We start from the raw sequence: 15,761 nt of genomic DNA, 5'->3' as shown, positions 1-15,761 counted from the left end.
GGTGCTCCGGGCGCCGGAAGGGGGAAACGATGGCGCAGCATGCCACCGAGGCGGATTTCCGCACCCGGCTTCAGGACTGGATCCCGAAGCTTGTCCTATCGCCCTCGCTGGCTGCGATGCTTGTCTTCGTCTATGGCTTCATCATCTTCACAGTCTATCTGAGCCTTACCGGCTCGAAGATGTTGCCAAGCTACGACCTCGTCGGGTTCGACAACTACGCCCGGCTCTGGGGCCTTAGCCACTGGTGGACGGCGATCGCCAATCTCGGGATATTCGCCGCGCTCTACATCACGATCTGCACCGCCATCGGCCTCGGCCTCGCGATCTTCCTCGACCAGAAGATCCGCGGGGAGGGGATGCTGCGCCCGATCTATCTCTACCCGATGGCGCTCAGCTTCATCGTCACCGGCACGGCCTGGAAATGGATCCTCGACCCCGGAATCGGGCTTGAGAACACGATGCATCTCTGGGGCTGGGAGACATTTCGCTTCGACTGGATCAAGGACCGCGACATGGCGATCTATACCGTCGTAATCGCGGCGGTCTGGCAGACCTCGGGCTTCGTCATGGCGATGTTCCTCGCGGGGCTGCGCGGCATCGACAACGAGATTCTGAAGGCCGCCCAGATCGACGGCGCCTCAAACTGGAATCTCTACCGGCGGATCGTGATCCCGCTGCTCAGGCCGGCGTTCCTCTCGGCATTTGTCATTCTCAGCCACCTCGCGGTGAAATCCTACGACCTCATCATCGCGCTGACCGGCGGCGGACCGGGGCGCGCGACGGAGCTGCCCGCGACTTTCATGTATTCCTACACATTCACCCGCAACCAGATGGGGGTGGGCGCAGCATCTGCGGTGATCATGCTGATGACCATCGCCGCGATCATGATCCCCTATCTCTACGCCGAGTTGAAGGAGAAGTCGTGATGTCGGTTGCGACCCAGGACACCGCCATCCGCACCGGGCGCGTCACGCGGACCTTCATCTACGTTGTGCTCATCGTCTTCGCGCTCTTCTACCTCATGCCGCTCTTCGTGATGCTTTCGAACTCGCTCAAGCCGCTTCCCGAGATCACCGGCGGCAACATGATGGCGCTGCCGGAGAATTGGACGGTCACGCCCTGGTTCCAAGCCTGGTCTTCGGCGCAGATCGGGGTGGAGCCGACCGGGCTTAGGCCCTACTTCCTCAATTCCGTGCTCATGGTCGTGCCGGCGGTCGCGATCTCGACCATCCTCGGGGCGCTGAACGGCTACGTTCTGACCAAATGGAGCTTCCGGGGCGACAAGATCCTCTTCGGGCTGATGCTGTTTTCCTGCTTCATCCCGTTCCAGATCGTGCTGATCCCCATGGCGATGATCCTCGGCAAGCTCGGGCTCGCAGGCTCGATCCCGGGTCTCATCCTCGTCCACATCGTCTACGGCATCGGCTTCACCACGCTTTACTACCGCAACTACTACGCGGCCTTCCCGACCGAATTGGTGCGCGCCGCGATGATCGACGGGGCGGGGTTCTTCCGCATCTTCTGGCGGATCATGCTGCCGGTCTCGGGGCCGATCACCGTCGTCTCGGTCATCTGGCAGTTCACCAACATCTGGAACGACTTCCTGTTCGGCGCCTCGTTCGGCGGCCAGAGCCAGCCGATGACGGTGGCACTCAACAACCTCGTGCAATCGTCGACGGGCGTGAAGGAATACAACGTCCACTTCGCCGGCGCGATCCTCGCGGCTTTGCCGACGCTTCTCGTCTACATCGTCGCCGGGCGCTACTTCGTGCGCGGCCTGATGGCCGGCTCGGTGAAAGGATAAGGACAATGGGCTTTCTCGATATCTCCAACGTCACCAAATCCTACGGCCCTGTCGAAGTCCTGCACCGGGTCGACATCGAGGTCGAGGAGGGAGAGTTCCTGGTTCTCGTCGGGCCGTCCGGTTGCGGCAAGTCCACCCTTCTGAACATGATCGCCGGCCTCGAAAGCATCACGTCGGGCGACATCTCTATCAAGGGGCGGGTGGTCAATGGCGTGCACCCGTCGAAGCGCAACATCGCGATGGTCTTCCAGAGCTACGCGCTTTATCCGAACATGACCGTCGGCCAGAACATGACCTTCGGGCTCGAGATGCACGGCGTGCCGAAACCGGAACGCGACAAGGCGCTTGCGGACGTGGCGCAGCTTCTGCAAATCGACCGCCTGCTCGACCGTAAGCCCGGCCAGCTCTCGGGCGGCCAGCGCCAGCGCGTCGCCATGGGCCGTGCGCTGGTGCGCAACCCCGACGTGTTCCTCTTCGACGAGCCGCTGTCGAACCTCGACGCCAAGCTCCGGGTCGACATGCGCACCGAGATCAAGAAGCTGCACGAGAAGCTGAAGACCACCATCGTCTACGTCACCCACGACCAGATCGAGGCGATGACGCTCTCGACCCGGATTGCGGTGATGTACCAGGGCCATGTCCAGCAACTCGGCACGCCGAAGGAGATCTACGACACCCCCACCAATGTCTTCGTGGCGACATTCATGGGCAGCCCGGCAATGAATGTCTTGCCCGCCCGGGTGTCGCTGCGCGAAGGGGTGCCCCATGCAGCCGTGACAGATGCTGAAGGAACCGAACAGTTCCTGCGCTTCAGCCAGGAGAACCTCGCCGGTTGGGACGGCCGGGAAATCCTTCTCGGCATCCGCCCGGAAGCAATCACCGACCCCGACGGTGCCGACCGCAATTCTAGAAACATCGCGACACTTAAGAACCTCATTGGCGTAACCGAACCGGCGGGCTCGGACACTTTTGTCACCATGACCCTCGGTGGCACGGACGCCATTGCCCGCATGCGCGCCGACGTCAACGTCGCGCCTGCCCAAACCTTCGAGTTCGCCGTCAACATGGAGAAGGCGGTCGCATTCGATCCGAAAGACGAAACCAGAATTGTTCCGTGACGGGGCGGTCTGAACGCAAGGGTTGGAAAATGGTGGGCGACCCTGGAACGGCCACCATTTCCGTAAGCACTTAGAAACACGAGCTTTCCCTGTGCAGGTTGCCGGATGTGTCTCACCTTCGTGTCTCACCTAGAGCACCTAATGTCGTGCTTGCCAAGCCGCAGTACAGAGAATTCAAGGGCACCTAACAGTTGCTCGCCTGCCGTTCCCAATGCTGCTAAGGCGGTATGCAGGATGTGGCGATGCACGTAAGCCATACGTGGAGACAACAAATGTCTTCATCATTAATCTAAGCCATTGAGACGGTTAAGCAATGAAGTGTACGGTTGGAAGTGTGCCGCGCTCTAGTGTCACACTTTAGTGTTAGGCAAGGACGCGCAATGCCTAACGATACTATGCGTTGAGTATGCTCGCGATTACCGCTTTCATTCCGGGAGGCTCGTACTGGCTCTCCCTCATGCGAGCAACCAGCAGATTTCTCAGGTGTTCGTAAGGAGTACCCGCTCCGTGAACACCCACAAAGTGCCTCAGGATGTTCCTGCCTCGGAACTCTGACATCCAAGTGCCGTTCGCGAGTGACACCCGCAGTCCATCGGATATGCTTTTTTCCATTTCGGCGATGTTTTCTGGTTGAAGTTCAGAGCCAACTACCTTTGTCAAGGCGTTCAATGAACGATTGGCAGCAGCGCTAAATCCGTCCACATTATTCAAAGACGAATCGAAGCCCAATGATAGCGCCCCCACAAGCCTTGCATTCACTTGTTCTCTTAACTTGATGCGGGTGATCTCATCTAGTGTCGCAACCGCTGAATTGCGCAGCTCTCCAAGGACGGCCTCCTCTGAAAGGCGTATCACTCCAAGACTGGCGGCGTGTAGTGCTTCTTTGATGAAGCTTGGGGAAAGAAGGTAGTTCTCTATGTGGTAGACGTCCCACGAGAAGCGGCGCGGAGATGGCACAAGTTGGTCTCCGCCAAAGTCTCTGTCGACAATTGCGAAGAAGCGCGCATCTAGTCTGCCCTGTACCGCTGCCTTTTCTAAGATAATGTGCGCGCTACGGACATTTTTCTTGCTTCCCAACGATACTAGGCTGACCCTGTCTGCGAAGGCCGGGAACAGTTGCGTTATGATCTTTGCATCAATTTCTGATGTCTCGCCTTCAAGCAGTACAACCTTTGATCGCGGATTATAGGAAGCTAGATCGCCAACAAGGTCTATGATGGCATTCTCAAGGTCGGCGCCCGCAGAAATTTTATCAGCTTGGTCGGTGCCAGATGCAACTTGCGCTGCTGGTTGCATGTGAAAGACGGCGTAGGATGGCTCCTGAACTGCCTCACGGAGGATTGCATCTGAATGAGTGACTAGCCATATTTGATTACTCAACGCCTTACTTAAATGCTTCTCATAGAAGCGAGGCAGACTACGCGCTAGTCGCGGGTTAAGATGCAATTCCGGCTCGTCTAGCAGGACGATGGAGTTGCGAGGCGCGCTATTTCGCAATCTTAGATAACCCAAGAGCACCTCTTTCTCACCCGAACTCAGTTCATTGATGTCATGGGTTTTTCCGCTTTCTAACTGCACTGGGAACTCAAGCGCACCCTCTTTTGTAGGAATAGGCCCTAGAAATTTCTTCCCCGGAAAGAAGTTGTTAAAGAGCTCGTCAAGTGTAGCCATCAAAGTGGTTTCCTTGACTAGCTCAACACCAGCCCGTTCGGCCAAAATTTCTCTAATATACGACTGTGCCATTTCAGTCTTTACGCCCGTGTACTTGCTCTTAGTGTTATAAAGTGCGTGTTGGGCTTTCTTATTAGATGTATCCTGAATTTGCAGGTTGAGCCCGCCAATCTGCTCGCGGTCGTATGACCTAATCGGACCTTGGTACTCTAGGACACCGAGGTAATCCGGCTGGTATACAGCGAACATCAGTTCGAGTAGCGGCGACCTTACAGTGCTCGGTGCTTGACCTGGTTCCATGGCCAATCGCGCCAGATGGCTTGGTTGGTCCAGTGTCTTCAACAGGTCTTCACTGAGCGCCAGCGCTTGTGCTTCTACGATTTCGCCGTCGGCTTGTTTAGTCAGAGGATTGACTATTTCCATGTCCCCTACAGCGCCCCGGCGTCTAAGTAGATGTGACCAGTTCAAGCCGCGATAAATATCGACGGCATGGGCGCGCAAGAACCCAATCTCGCTGCTAGATATTTGGAATTCGATGGAGATGCTTAGTGATTTCTTGGGGTCGTATAGCATCCTACTTGCATCTGTCTGCAGTCGCCTAAGGTCAATTTGAAACTCGCCGAACCATGTCGCGAGTTCGTTTTGTTGGTACCCTCCGTAGGCCGACTTAACTAGTCGAATGGCATCAAATATACTCGACTTACCACAGCCATTGGGGCCAGCAACTACCACTGCGTCGGTAAGATCAGTCAAGGTTAGTCTGCTGATTGCGCGGAAGTTAAGTATCTCTATTGCATTAATACGCAACTGCACTGCCCCCGAATAAATTTGCGAATCCTGAACCTATAATGCTAACCGGCTAGCGCCTAGCTGACAGTATGGCCCACATAGATACTTCTCAACTATTGCGTGCGCGTCAAGAACTCCTGCGACTTCTTCAACGTTATTTTTTGACACATTTTTCCGATGGGGTATCTATAGCTTGCGGACGCGAAACTTCCCCCCTTGGGGGCCTACGGCTCCAAACAGCAACTAAGCCTGAGAGTTCTTTGTGCATCTTCGCAGTGTGACGATAGCAACCTGCTTCATCCTGTCTGTCTCGCTAGACCTTGCCACAGTGATACGCCTCAGTTCGCACCCATTTGTGTCTCATACGAATAGGTATTGACTTAAGAGACAGGCGAGCCCTACATGTCTTAGACGTGTATGAGACAGATTGGACCACCTCATGTTGATTGGATATGCCAGAACCTCGACACTCGACCAGAAGGCAGGACTTGAGGCGCAAGTACGAGACCTCAAGGCTGCGGGATGCGAGCACTTGTTTGTCGAGCAAGTGTCGTCGGTGAATGTAGTGCAGCGAGAGAAGCTGGCGGAAGCACTGGACTTCATCCGCACAGGTGACGTGCTTGTCATCACCAAACTTGATCGCCTGGCCCGGTCGGTGCAGCACTTGATGGAGTTGCTAGACACTCTCACCAAGAAGGGCGCTAGCCTTAACATACTTGGATTGGGCATCGACACGTCCACATCCACCGGCAAGCTGATGATAACGATCTTGGGAGGCATTGCAGAGTTCGAGCGGGGCATCATGCTTGAACGCCAGAGAGAAGGCATTGCAAAGGCCAAAGCTGCGGGCAAGTACAAGGGGCGCAAACCTACCGCACAAGCGAAAGCAGATGAAGTCATCAAGCTGCGCGACGAAGGCATGGGCGCATCCGCCATCGCCCGAGAGGTGGGCATCGGCAGGGCTTCGGTCTATCGGATCATCGGGGATCGGGCGGCTGGCTAGACCGTGAGTAGACCACCCCCGGAATTTGGGCGCTGGGCGCTCGTATCAGCCGAATAGCTAACCAGCCTACGTAACTCGCGCGGAGCCGCTCACTGGGCAGCCCATGGCTTCTGAGCGCGTTTCTCCATCGCCTTCTGTGTTGAGCGCGGGGAGGGACAGAGAACCGATCCGGACGCCGTATCTGTTTCCTTTGGATGGGCGCGTTTGGATTAACTCCTCGTCCTAAGAAAGAACCTCAGCAGGCCGTCCAGAAGGCGCTTCTAAGGGGGCATGTCGGGTTAGCGCAGACCCGCAGCCAAGCCGGATGCACGGGCCTCCTGCGGCTCTTGGAAAGGTTGCCGATGTCGGTATGCGTTGGTTACCGATCCTCAGCCCGGGCTGGAGGCAACCCGGAGTGTGGGCAAACCCTCAGCAGTTCCGGACAGATTGCTTATCCCTTCGTCCTAAGACAGATTGCCGAGTGCGGTATCTGTTACAAACCCGTCCCAGACTGGAAGCAGATCATGGAAAGCCTGCCAGTTGAGCAGCAAGCATATTTCTAGAATGTACATCTAGCAAATTTACCCAACACCTATTCCCAATAGTTACACCTGATAAATACCTGCCTGCGTATCTATAGAGTGTCTCAGATAGATACTCCTGAAAGCCAAACTAATAGATATCTACACGATAGCTGTGAACAATCTTGAAATAGATACCCATGATTTATTAGCAAATGTCTAGATATATAACTAATGTACTAATTTAACTGAAAACCTATCATGTAAGCTGGATAGCCAACTAGGTAGATTTCCATTTGGCGGTGTAATGCACGCTGTCGGATGATACCACTCCGATGATATTTCATAACGCACCCGTCGATCAATCTCGGTCGATCAATCTCAACATCAATGACACCTGCATGGGCCGTGGCGCAGTTCACCGGCACTGTCGGGTATTGGTCGAAAGGACACGACAATGCACGCTCAATCCCCCGAAACCAGATACCCCAACGTGAGCGGCTTCCGGGACCGTCATGGCAAACTACGCTGGCGATACCGGAAGTGCGGCTTCAACATAGCACTCGGCACCGACTATGGTAGCCCTGAGTTCCTGCTCAAATTGGAACACGCTCAGCGCGGCGAACGGCTGACAGGCATTCCCGATGGAATGCGGCGCGGCACAGTTGGGCATGCATTGGCAGCATGGCTGGCGAAGCCAAAGCATCTGAAAATGACAAAGTGCACACGAGATGCGAAGGCAAAGCAAGTTGAACTACTGCGCGCCGCACTTGGCCACAGACAGTTAAACGCGCTGACGATAGAAGACATCCGCGAATTCGTGGACAGCCATGCAGCACAGCCCAGCAATGCAAACCGCTGTCTAGGTGCTCTACGTGCCGCGCTGGATGATGCAGTTGGCGACGGCACAATCAAAGCAAACCCAGCGAAGTCAGTTGACCGGCTGCCTGTCATTGGGCGGCGTTGTCGTGAGTGGTCAGAAGCGGATATTGCTGCTTTCTACAAGACCCATGTTGATAATCAGCTTGCCCGTCTCGTGCTCACGCTCATACTCTACACCGGGGCGCGGCGGGTTGATGTAGTTGCGCTCGGCTGGAAGAATGTCTCGGGTGGCCGCATCCGGTTCGCGAAGAACCAAGGGGCCAGTCAGAACTTGATGCACGTAGATGTACCCCTGCATCCTGTACTGCGCGAGACGTTGCGCGACTGCCCGGAAGATCGGCAGACATTCCTACAGACACAGGCAGGCAAGCTGCGCAACACTATTGGCCTCGGGAACCTAATGCGGCGTTGGTGTGATGCAGCCCAATTGCCGAATTGCTCTGCCCAAGGTCTAAGAATAGCCTGCGCCCGCAGGTTGAAGGATGCCGGGATGCCAGAGCAGGAAATCTCTGCGGTCCTTGGATACGCCGATACCCACTCCTCGCATTTGATCGTCGGCATGGGTAATCGACCGGACCTCGCAGATACCGCAATTGGTGGTCTCCCGACAGCCGATCCGGCTGGTCTTCTTAGTGCGTTCGGTCAACCGCCAAGAAGGTAACTGCGAAGGGTTCAAGAATTAGAACCCGAACGTGTTGACGGCACTGACCAACTGGCTAGGTAGGAACCCGGCCTTGAAGTAGCTGTTGTAGGTCACGCCAGCTTGCCGATGTCCGACGATAGCTTTGACTATGGGGTCCGGGATGTCCTTTCGGCCAAGCTGAGTGATCATCGAGTGCCGCAGGCAGTGGAACACAAGCCCGCTGCCTGCCATCCCCAGCGAAGGTAGTAGGCTTTCATTAAACCAGCGACCCGCATTGCGCCCATAGCCGTTTTGCTTGCTGTACGTCAGGCTCGGGAACAGCCGAGAAGCGCCTTCCGTACGCCGTTGCTTCACGTACGACAGCAAGCCTAGGTCCAATAGCCGTGCGTGTACCGGCACTAACCTGTGTGAAGACTGGTTCTTGAGGCTCTTGTTCGCATCGCCCGTGGTGTTCACATCGAAGCACCAGACTTCATCAATGCAAGTGATGTCGTCGGGCTGCAACTGGGCAACCTCATTCAGCCGCATACCAGAAAACATAGCTATTAGCGCAGGCCATTTGTGATCGTCTTTTTTGACCAAACCTTCGGGGTTGTCGGTAAGATGAAGGTAGATCAAAGCTAGCTGCTCACTGGTGAATGCAGTTCTGCCATCCTCGCTGTTACTGTGAGCCAGCTTTACTCGGGTACCGTCGAAAACGTTGCGGTCCGCGTGGCCGTTTGCCACTGCCCACTTCACGAACGCTTGCAGGTGGCTGACATAAGCGTTTAGCGTTCTCGGGGAGATGGGATCGACACCCTCGACTTCAAGCATTTCTAGCAACGTCAAGTTTCGGGTCGCTGGGTTCTTCCGTCTGTTCTTCGGAAGCCGCAACAGTACACGCTTGACCTCTCGGGCATCCGCTTTTGTCAATCGAGATAGCGGTTTGCCCCCGGTTATCTCGCCTAGAAGTGATAGCGCATCTTCCTTCTCGCCCCTTGTCTTTTCTGCCCAAACACCAGCGCGGGCGTGCTCCGCCAAGTATTGACGCACTACCTCCGAGAAGGGCTCACCGACTTCCGATTGCATTGTTTGCGGGATGGGCGCATCCGTGATGTCGATTTCATCAAAGGACGCGTTGTGGGCGAGCGCCGCCGCCACGTAGGTTTGATATGCTTTGAATATCTCCTGCACGAACAACTTGCGGTCTGCGGACGTGAGTTCCTCCCGGATGCCAGCTAGTTCGCAGAATTCGCTCAGGAGGCCGTCGAAGCCGTCCGGGTGGCCCAGTGCCAAGAACCCCTCGCCTTCGGCCTCAGCGAGGCCCTGCGCGGCTCTTACACCCTCTAGGCGTTCCCCTTCGATGGGGCCGGTCTCGGCAACCATAGCCTTGAACATGCGCAGCTTGTCGCGGAAGTGGTCTTGAACGTGCTGACGGATGTCTTGATAGCGCATTGCGTGACGTGATGCCCGCTCTAATGCCGATTGACCAGCCGAAATCAGCGACCGGGAAAGCCGCATAGCAAGGCCCGGAGACCGCGTTCTCAACGAAATCTTGATGTCGGTGCGTTTCCCGAGCGGGTGGAGCGCTGCTGGGATGGGCCAGCGGAAGTAGAAAATGCCGTGACGCGAGGTGCTTAGATAAGCCGCATGATGCATGCCGTGTGTCTCACTTGTGCGTCGCACCGAGAGAAAACGGCTTCTAAGCTGTTGATCTTGAGGGGAATGGTGGGCGACCCTGGAATCGAACCAGGCATGGGTCTCCCCGGCGGAGTTACAGTCCGCTGCCGCACCTTGCAGCACGTCGCCCGACGCCGGGGCTGATTACTGCCCCCCAAGCCGGGCGTCAACAGCAAATGGGCCGTGGACGCGCCCGCCTTATTGCTGACGCGCTCTGCCGCTAGCCTCAGCCGCGTGAGCTACTTTCCGCGAGGTCGCCAATGCAGCCGTTGAAGATCGCCGCGAGGGTTGCGCTGGCCCTCCTCATACTTGTCGCCGTGCTTATCATCGTGACCCGCGCGCTCGATACAGTCGCCTATATGACCGGCATCGCCTGGTTCGCCGAGGGCAATCCGGTGTTCGTCCTCATTCTCGCCCTGATCCTCGTTCCGGCCCGGTACCGCTACTTGCCTGTCCCAGTAAGCGTGAGCGGTTCGACAGAGATCGAGGCCGCTCCCGCCGATGTGTGGCCTCGGATCGTGCCGCGGCCCGGCTATCCCTATCACGGCCCGACAATCGCGGGGATCGACGCTGTGCCAGGCAAGACCGACGAGGTGTTCTTCCGGTTCCACAAGAGGCTCGCGGACGAAAAGTTGACCGGATTCCGAGCTCGCATCGAGGAGGAGGTTGCCGAACGGAAGGTCGCGATGACCTATCCCGAGGCCCACAAGTTGCCCCTGTTCGCTCAGGATGTCGTGCGCAGCGAGACGCGCATCGAGCCGACCGCGCCGGGACGGTGCCGCGTCACGTTTACCGAGCACCTCAGGGGCATACGCTTCAGCACGCTCCTGATCTTCGTCCATCTCAACCCGGCCCGCGACGCGGCGCGGCGGCTGAAGGCGCTCTGCGAGGGGCAAGACGACCCGTCCTGGATGGGGCGCACTGTCAGGGAGATGGGGCCGGCGGGCGAGGCGCGAGAGACAGCCGAACGAGCGGCACGGATTGGGCCCGGCAAGGTTCTGATCATCTCGTTGCTGCTCGTGGCTACCATGTTTTTCCTGGCGGAAAAACTCCTGAAGGGCGGCTGACGCATGACGCGTCCATCGAACGGCTTCACAGCAGCCTCGGCATGAGTTAGGCCACCGCAACGTCAAACCGCAGGTCCGATCATGAAGAAGCCCGCGTGGGTGGTCGACAAGGAGCGTGCGCGCCGGAAGGCGGCAGCCGAGACGGTGTGGCTGTTTGGGCTCCACGCCGTCAGGGACGCGCTTCTGAATTCCGCGCGCGAGAAGCAGCGGCTCGTGGTGACGAAGAACGCGGCCGACCGATTGGGAGAGACGATCGCGGCTGGCGGGCTCGTGCCCGAAATCGTCGATCCGCGCAAGTTCGATGCCCATGTTCCGCTCGACTCCGGAAGTGTCCATCAGGGCGCGGCGCTCGAAGTCAAGCCGCTCGGCTGGGGCAGCCTCGACGCTATCTGCAGCGCGGGTGAGGGGGCGCCTCTCGTCGTGCTCCTCGACCGTGTGACCGATCCGCACAACGTCGGCGCGATCCTGCGTTCGGCCGAGGTGTTCGGGGCGCGCGCGGTCATCGCGCCCGCCCGCCATGCTGCGCCGGAAACGGGCGCCCTCGCCAAGACCGCGAGCGGGGCGCTCGAACGGCAGCCCTATCTGCGTGTCAGCAATCTCGCCGAGGCGATGGAGCGGCTGAAAGCGATGGGCTACGTTCTGCTTGGACTCGAGGGCGAGGCCGAGACGGCGCTCGGTGAAGCGCTGGACACGGCGGGGACGCGCCCGGTGGGCCTCGTTCTCGGCGCCGAGGGACCGGGTTTGCGCGAAAATACGCGCGCGACCTGCGACGTGCTGGTCAGGATCCCCTTCGCCCGCAAATTCGGCTCGCTCAATGTGTCGAATGCCGCTGCGATTGCACTTTATGCAGCGTCACGGCGGGCCTGAAGCGATCACCATTCTCACCCGACCGATCACGCTTGCGGGAGGTGTCTTTCACGACTGCGCGCGGGGTGGCATTTTTCCAGAACCTGGCCACTATTGGAAACAACATGACCACAACTCGCCGCGCGTTGATCTTCGCCGCCATGGCCATTCCGGTCTTCGGCACGATCCTGCGCCCCGCTCTGGCCGCTGAGCCAGAGGTCTACGCGCCCGGTGGCGTTGCGATATCGGGCTACGACGCCGTTGCCTATTTCATTGAAGGCCGACCGGTTCCCGGACGCGCGGAATACGCGCTCAAATGGCATGGAGCAACCTGGTACTTCGCGAATGCCGAGACGATGGAGGCGTTCGAGATGAATCCCGCTGCCTATGCGCCGCGTTATGGTGGCTACTGTGCCTATGCAATGTCGAAGGGGGCCGTGGCTCCGACTGTACCCGAAGCCTTCACTGTCCATGACGGCCAACTCTATCTCAATTTCTCGACGGAGGTGCGTACGATCTGGTCGCGTGACATCCCCGGCAACATCGCGCTCGCCGACGCACATTGGCCGACGGCGCTGACCCGGAAGTGATCACATCCGCGCGACGAGGTCTTTTACATCACGTTTACGTTCCTAAATCATAATGTGAGGCGTAGCACCGGAACAGTTGCGCCTCAATTCACTGTCCCTCGTTCCGTGACTGGCGCCCATCCTCTAGGATCGGGCGCCTTTTTCTGGCAAAGCGCGATACATGAACGACTATAGCGACGCTTTCCTGCGCGGAATCCTCTCCGACACTCGGGTGATTGCCATAGTGGGCGTTTCGGCCAATCCGGTGCGGCCGTCCTACTACGTCGCGCGCTATCTCGGACTGAAGGGGTTCACGGTCATCCCGGTCAATCCGGGCCTTGCCGGGCAGGAACTACTTGGCCAGAAGGTCTACGCCGACCTCGCCTCAATTCCGAAAGGGGCCAATGTGGACATGGTGGACGTCTTCCGCCGGTCCGAGGCGGTTCCCGGGATCGTCGACGAGGCGCTCAGCGAATTGCCCGCACTGCGCACCATCTGGATGCAGATCGGGGTCTCGCATGCGGAGGCGGCGGCCCGGGCCGAGGCGTGCGGCATGCGCGTCGTTCAGAACCGCTGCCCGAAGATCGAATTTCAACGCCTGTTCGGCGAGCTTCGCATGGGCGGCTTCGCGACCGGCGTGATTTCGTCGAAGCTCTGAGGTTTGCCGGTGACGCGCCGGTCGATACTTGACGCCAGCCGTCTCGCACCGGGTTTGACGGTCAGCCCGTCGGCGCTGTTGGGCGCCGCGGCAGCGTCTTTCCGGCCTTGCCGATCGCTGCGACCATGAGCAGCGTCGTGACCACGAAGTAAGCCGCGACTGCGGCGTACTGGTTCTCTAGCCCCAATCCGAGGTCGATCAGCAGTCCTGTCAGTCCTGGACCGATCGCCGAGCCCAGAACCATCACCGCCGCCGCCATCGCCTTGACTGACCCGATATGGGCCGTGCCGTAGAAATCTGCCCAGAACGCATTGGGAAGAGTCGCGTTCGCCCCGGATGTAAGCGCAAGAAAGAAGAGACCGAGCGCCATCGTGGCAGGGCTATTCGCGACCGCAAAGATCAGGAAGCCCGCAACCATCGGCAGTTGGTAGAACGGCGTCAGCCGCGCTGTGCCGAACCGGTCGAGCGCCCAGCCGGACAGCATCATGGCTCCGATCGACATGAAAGTGTAGAGCGGGAAGAAGGAGACGAGTTGCATATGGCTCCAACCCTTCACCTCGGCGAAGTGGACCTGGTGGAAGAAGAAGGCTGTATTGAAGGCGGCCGGTCCGAGAATCGCCGGCACCATCGCCCAGAACAGGCGGTCGCGAAGTGCCTGGCCGCGAGTCCAATGGCGCCCACCCATGCCCAGGTTGCTTTCTGCCTGCGCTGTGCTTTGAGGCGTGCGCTCCTTCCGGAGGAGCCGGATGAGGACCGGCAGGCCGACCAGACAGACAGCGGCGCAGGCAATCCAGAGGTAACGCCAATCGAACGCTCCCATCAGCGCAACGAACAGGATGGGCAGGCTCGCTTCGCCCAACGCGAAGCCGAGCGACGCAATCGACAGCGCCCGCCCGCGCGTTGCCACGAACCAGCGCGCCATGGCGACGACGGCAATGTGGCTGCTCATACCCTGCCCGAAGAAGCGCAGCGCGAATATGACGAGCGGCAGGGCCCAGAAGGCCCGGTTCAGCGCCATCGCGAGGCAGGCGGCGGCCAGACCGACAAGGATGACCGGCCCAAGGACGCGGACGCGGAAGATGTCCGTCAGCCCGCCCGCCCAGATCATCACCACGGCCGAAAGCGTCGTGCCGATCATGTAGATCCCGCCCCACTCGCCGTGAGAGATGTCGAAGGCCTGCCGGATTTCCCCCGAGAACACCGAAATGAAGAAGGTCTGCCCGAAGCTCGACAGGAACGTCATCATCGCTCCCGCCGCCAGGAAGGGAGCGTTCTCGACAAGGAACCGGGTAGTCTTCATCCGCTCCGCTTGCCCGGCTTCACGCCGAGGTGCAAGCGGGATTTCAGGGCTATCCGACAGGTAAGCAGCGACCTGGCGGTACGCCGTCAGCGGCGCGCCTTTTCCGCGATGCCGGACGTGCCCTCGCGGCGCTCCAGCTCGGCCATTACCTCGGCAAGCGTCACGTCGCGCGCGGCGAGCATGACGAGAAGGTGGTAGAGCACATCCGCAGCCTCGGCGGTCAGGCGCCCCCGGTCGCCCTTGACGGCCTCGACTATGGCCTCGACCGCTTCTTCGCCGAACTTCTCGGCGCATTTTTCCGGGCCCTTCGCCAGCAGCGTGGCGGTCCAGGACGTATCAGGGTCCGCACCGCGACGCTCGGCAATCGTGGCCGCAAGCTTTTCAAGGGGGTTCATTCGAGCCTCATCGGGATGCCGGCGGCGGCCATGTGTTCCTTCGCCTCGCGGATGGAGAAATCGCCAAAATGGAAAATCGACGCGGCGAGAACGGCGGCAGCGTGGCCGTCTGTCACGCCTTCGACCAGATGGTCGAGCGTGCCCACACCGCCGCTCGCGATCACCGGAACATCGACTGCGTCCGCAATGGCGCAGGTAAGCGGAATATTGAACCCCGACCGCGTGCCGTCGCGGTCCATCGAGGTCAGAAGAATCTCGCCCGCCCCCATCGTCGCTACCGTCTTGGCGAAGTCTACTGCGTTGATCCCGGTGGGCCTGCGTCCGCCGTGGGTGAAGATCTCCCACCGCCCCGGCGCCACGGTCTTGGCGTCGATCGCCACCACGATGCACTGGCTGCCGAACCGGCCCGCCGCTTCGGCCACGACCTCCGGGTCGGCGACGGCGGCGGAGTTGAAGCTGACCTTGTCGGCGCCCGCAAGGAGAAGCGCACGCACGTCTTCGTGGCTGCGTACGCCCCCGCCCACGGTCAGCGGGATGTAACACTGCTCGGCCGTCCGGGTGACGAGGTTGTACATCGTGCCCCGGTTTTCATGCGTCGCATGGATGTCGAGAAAACAGAGCTCGTCCGCGCCCGCCGCGTCGTAGGCTTTCGCGGCCTCCACCGGGTCACCGGCATCCACGAGGTCCACGAAGTTCACGCCTTTGACGACGCGGCCGTCGGCCACATCGAGGCAGGGAATGATCCGGGTCTTGAGCATCATGCGCGGTCCGTTGCCGATCACGGCATCTTTTATTGGCAAGGACGCGCGATGGCCAGAGCATTGCAAACCTTAGTCGAGTGAAGCCAAGGGAGGCCC

The 15,761-nt window shown here is 59.1% G+C and carries 14 protein-coding genes and 1 tRNA gene; 9 read left to right on the top strand and 6 right to left on the bottom strand.

Going from position 1 to position 15,761, the window contains the following annotated elements; translation table 11 throughout:
• The first annotated feature begins 29 nt into the window (after positions 1 to 29).
• Genes DEA8626_RS11395 through DEA8626_RS11385 form a run of 3 tightly spaced genes read left to right on the top strand, consistent with a single transcriptional unit; the run spans position 30 to position 2,922 of the window.
• Positions 30 to 926, top strand: coding sequence for a carbohydrate ABC transporter permease (locus tag DEA8626_RS11395; protein ID WP_108853141.1), 897 nt, complete (start codon positions 30 to 32; stop codon positions 924 to 926).
• The gene (locus tag DEA8626_RS11390) at positions 926 to 1,804 is read left to right on the top strand and encodes a carbohydrate ABC transporter permease (protein ID WP_108853139.1); all 879 of its coding nucleotides are present in this window, start codon (positions 926 to 928) and stop codon (positions 1,802 to 1,804) included. The genes DEA8626_RS11395 and DEA8626_RS11390 overlap by 1 nt, the downstream gene beginning before the upstream one ends.
• A 5-nt stretch (positions 1,805 to 1,809) precedes the next feature.
• The gene (locus DEA8626_RS11385; RefSeq protein ID WP_108853137.1) at positions 1,810 to 2,922 is read left to right on the top strand and encodes an ABC transporter ATP-binding protein; all 1,113 of its coding nucleotides are present in this window, start codon (positions 1,810 to 1,812) and stop codon (positions 2,920 to 2,922) included.
• Positions 2,923 to 3,315: 393 nt separating this feature from the next.
• On the opposite strand, the gene DEA8626_RS11380 is transcribed toward DEA8626_RS11385, so the two are convergent.
• Positions 3,316 to 5,400: an ATP-dependent nuclease gene (locus tag DEA8626_RS11380; RefSeq protein WP_181366415.1), complete on the bottom strand. Its 2,085-nt coding sequence runs from the start codon at positions 5,398 to 5,400 to the stop codon at positions 3,316 to 3,318.
• Between the two features lie 421 nt (positions 5,401 to 5,821).
• Here DEA8626_RS11380 and DEA8626_RS11375 point away from each other — a divergent pair, with 421 nt between their 5' ends.
• Together DEA8626_RS11375 and DEA8626_RS11370 are read left to right on the top strand one after the other, a co-directional pair.
• Positions 5,822 to 6,385 carry a recombinase family protein gene (locus DEA8626_RS11375; protein WP_108853439.1) on the top strand — a complete coding sequence of 188 codons (564 nt, stop codon included), beginning with the start codon at positions 5,822 to 5,824 and terminating at the stop codon, positions 6,383 to 6,385.
• Between the two features lie 957 nt (positions 6,386 to 7,342).
• Positions 7,343 to 8,428, top strand: coding sequence for a tyrosine-type recombinase/integrase (locus DEA8626_RS11370; protein ID WP_108853133.1), 1,086 nt, complete (start codon positions 7,343 to 7,345; stop codon positions 8,426 to 8,428).
• Positions 8,429 to 8,446: 18 nt separating this feature from the next.
• Here the strand turns inward: DEA8626_RS11370 and DEA8626_RS11365 are convergent, their stop codons facing one another.
• On the bottom strand, positions 8,447 to 10,048 hold the full coding sequence (locus tag DEA8626_RS11365) for a site-specific integrase (RefSeq protein WP_108853131.1): 1,602 nt from the start codon (positions 10,046 to 10,048) through the stop codon (positions 8,447 to 8,449).
• Positions 10,049 to 10,115: 67 nt separating this feature from the next.
• Positions 10,116 to 10,199, bottom strand: a tRNA-Tyr gene (locus DEA8626_RS11360).
• A 130-nt stretch (positions 10,200 to 10,329) separates the two neighbouring features.
• Between DEA8626_RS11360 and DEA8626_RS11355 the strand changes: the two genes are divergently transcribed.
• The 4 genes from DEA8626_RS11355 to DEA8626_RS11340 all read left to right on the top strand — a co-directional run bounded on the left by DEA8626_RS11355 (position 10,330) and on the right by DEA8626_RS11340 (position 13,209).
• A complete protein-coding gene (locus DEA8626_RS11355) occupies positions 10,330 to 11,136 on the top strand; it encodes an SRPBCC family protein (RefSeq protein ID WP_108853129.1) in 807 nt (268 codons plus the stop codon).
• Between the two features lie 81 nt (positions 11,137 to 11,217).
• Entirely contained in the window at positions 11,218 to 12,003 is a 786-nt protein-coding gene (gene rlmB / locus DEA8626_RS11350) for a 23S rRNA (guanosine(2251)-2'-O)-methyltransferase RlmB (protein WP_108853127.1), read from the top strand.
• 104 nt (positions 12,004 to 12,107) lie between these two features.
• Complete coding sequence (locus DEA8626_RS11345) at positions 12,108 to 12,572, top strand: YHS domain-containing (seleno)protein (protein ID WP_108853125.1); 465 nt, start codon at positions 12,108 to 12,110, stop codon at positions 12,570 to 12,572.
• Between the two features lie 160 nt (positions 12,573 to 12,732).
• Entirely contained in the window at positions 12,733 to 13,209 is a 477-nt protein-coding gene (locus DEA8626_RS11340; RefSeq protein WP_108853123.1) for a CoA-binding protein, read from the top strand.
• A 61-nt stretch (positions 13,210 to 13,270) separates the two neighbouring features.
• Here the strand turns inward: DEA8626_RS11340 and DEA8626_RS11335 are convergent, their stop codons facing one another.
• The 3 genes from DEA8626_RS11335 to hisF form a co-directional block, all read right to left on the bottom strand.
• Positions 13,271 to 14,509 (bottom strand): MFS transporter, encoded by a 1,239-nt coding sequence (locus tag DEA8626_RS11335; RefSeq protein WP_108853121.1) that lies wholly within the window; start codon positions 14,507 to 14,509, stop codon positions 13,271 to 13,273.
• A gap of 86 nt (positions 14,510 to 14,595) precedes the next feature.
• Entirely contained in the window at positions 14,596 to 14,904 is a 309-nt protein-coding gene (locus DEA8626_RS11330) for a phosphoribosyl-ATP diphosphatase (RefSeq protein ID WP_108853119.1), read from the bottom strand.
• Positions 14,901 to 15,662 carry an imidazole glycerol phosphate synthase subunit HisF gene (gene hisF / locus DEA8626_RS11325; RefSeq protein WP_108853438.1) on the bottom strand — a complete coding sequence of 254 codons (762 nt, stop codon included), beginning with the start codon at positions 15,660 to 15,662 and terminating at the stop codon, positions 14,901 to 14,903. The genes DEA8626_RS11330 and hisF overlap by 4 nt, the downstream gene beginning before the upstream one ends.
• Positions 15,663 to 15,761 lie beyond the last annotated feature (99 nt).

It is taken from the genome of Defluviimonas aquaemixtae, assembly GCF_900302475.1.
Taxonomy (GTDB): domain Bacteria; phylum Pseudomonadota; class Alphaproteobacteria; order Rhodobacterales; family Rhodobacteraceae; genus Albidovulum; species Albidovulum aquaemixtae.
Note: the sequence above shows the minus strand (reverse complement) of the source record. Positions and strands in the feature narration are given on the sequence as shown.

What these genes read in the sequence shown, in the direction of transcription:
- DEA8626_RS11345 (WP_108853125.1), top strand. Translation starts at nt 12,108, where the DNA reads ATGACCACAACTCGCCGCGCGTTGATCTTCGCCGCCATGGCCATTCCG.
- DEA8626_RS11335 (WP_108853121.1), bottom strand. Translation starts at nt 14,509, where the DNA reads ATGAAGACTACCCGGTTCCTTGTCGAGAACGCTCCCTTCCTGGCGGCG.
- DEA8626_RS11365 (WP_108853131.1), bottom strand. Translation starts at nt 10,048, where the DNA reads ATGCATCATGCGGCTTATCTAAGCACCTCGCGTCACGGCATTTTCTAC.
- DEA8626_RS11330 (WP_108853119.1), bottom strand. Translation starts at nt 14,904, where the DNA reads ATGAACCCCCTTGAAAAGCTTGCGGCCACGATTGCCGAGCGTCGCGGT.
- DEA8626_RS11385 (WP_108853137.1), top strand. Translation starts at nt 1,810, where the DNA reads ATGGGCTTTCTCGATATCTCCAACGTCACCAAATCCTACGGCCCTGTC.
- DEA8626_RS11340 (WP_108853123.1), top strand. Translation starts at nt 12,733, where the DNA reads ATGAACGACTATAGCGACGCTTTCCTGCGCGGAATCCTCTCCGACACT.
- rlmB (WP_108853127.1), top strand. Translation starts at nt 11,218, where the DNA reads ATGAAGAAGCCCGCGTGGGTGGTCGACAAGGAGCGTGCGCGCCGGAAG.
- DEA8626_RS11355 (WP_108853129.1), top strand. Translation starts at nt 10,330, where the DNA reads ATGCAGCCGTTGAAGATCGCCGCGAGGGTTGCGCTGGCCCTCCTCATA.
- DEA8626_RS11390 (WP_108853139.1), top strand. Translation starts at nt 926, where the DNA reads ATGTCGGTTGCGACCCAGGACACCGCCATCCGCACCGGGCGCGTCACG.
- DEA8626_RS11370 (WP_108853133.1), top strand. Translation starts at nt 7,343, where the DNA reads ATGCACGCTCAATCCCCCGAAACCAGATACCCCAACGTGAGCGGCTTC.
- hisF (WP_108853438.1), bottom strand. Translation starts at nt 15,662, where the DNA reads ATGCTCAAGACCCGGATCATTCCCTGCCTCGATGTGGCCGACGGCCGC.
- DEA8626_RS11375 (WP_108853439.1), top strand. Translation starts at nt 5,822, where the DNA reads ATGTTGATTGGATATGCCAGAACCTCGACACTCGACCAGAAGGCAGGA.
- DEA8626_RS11395 (WP_108853141.1), top strand. Translation starts at nt 30, where the DNA reads ATGGCGCAGCATGCCACCGAGGCGGATTTCCGCACCCGGCTTCAGGAC.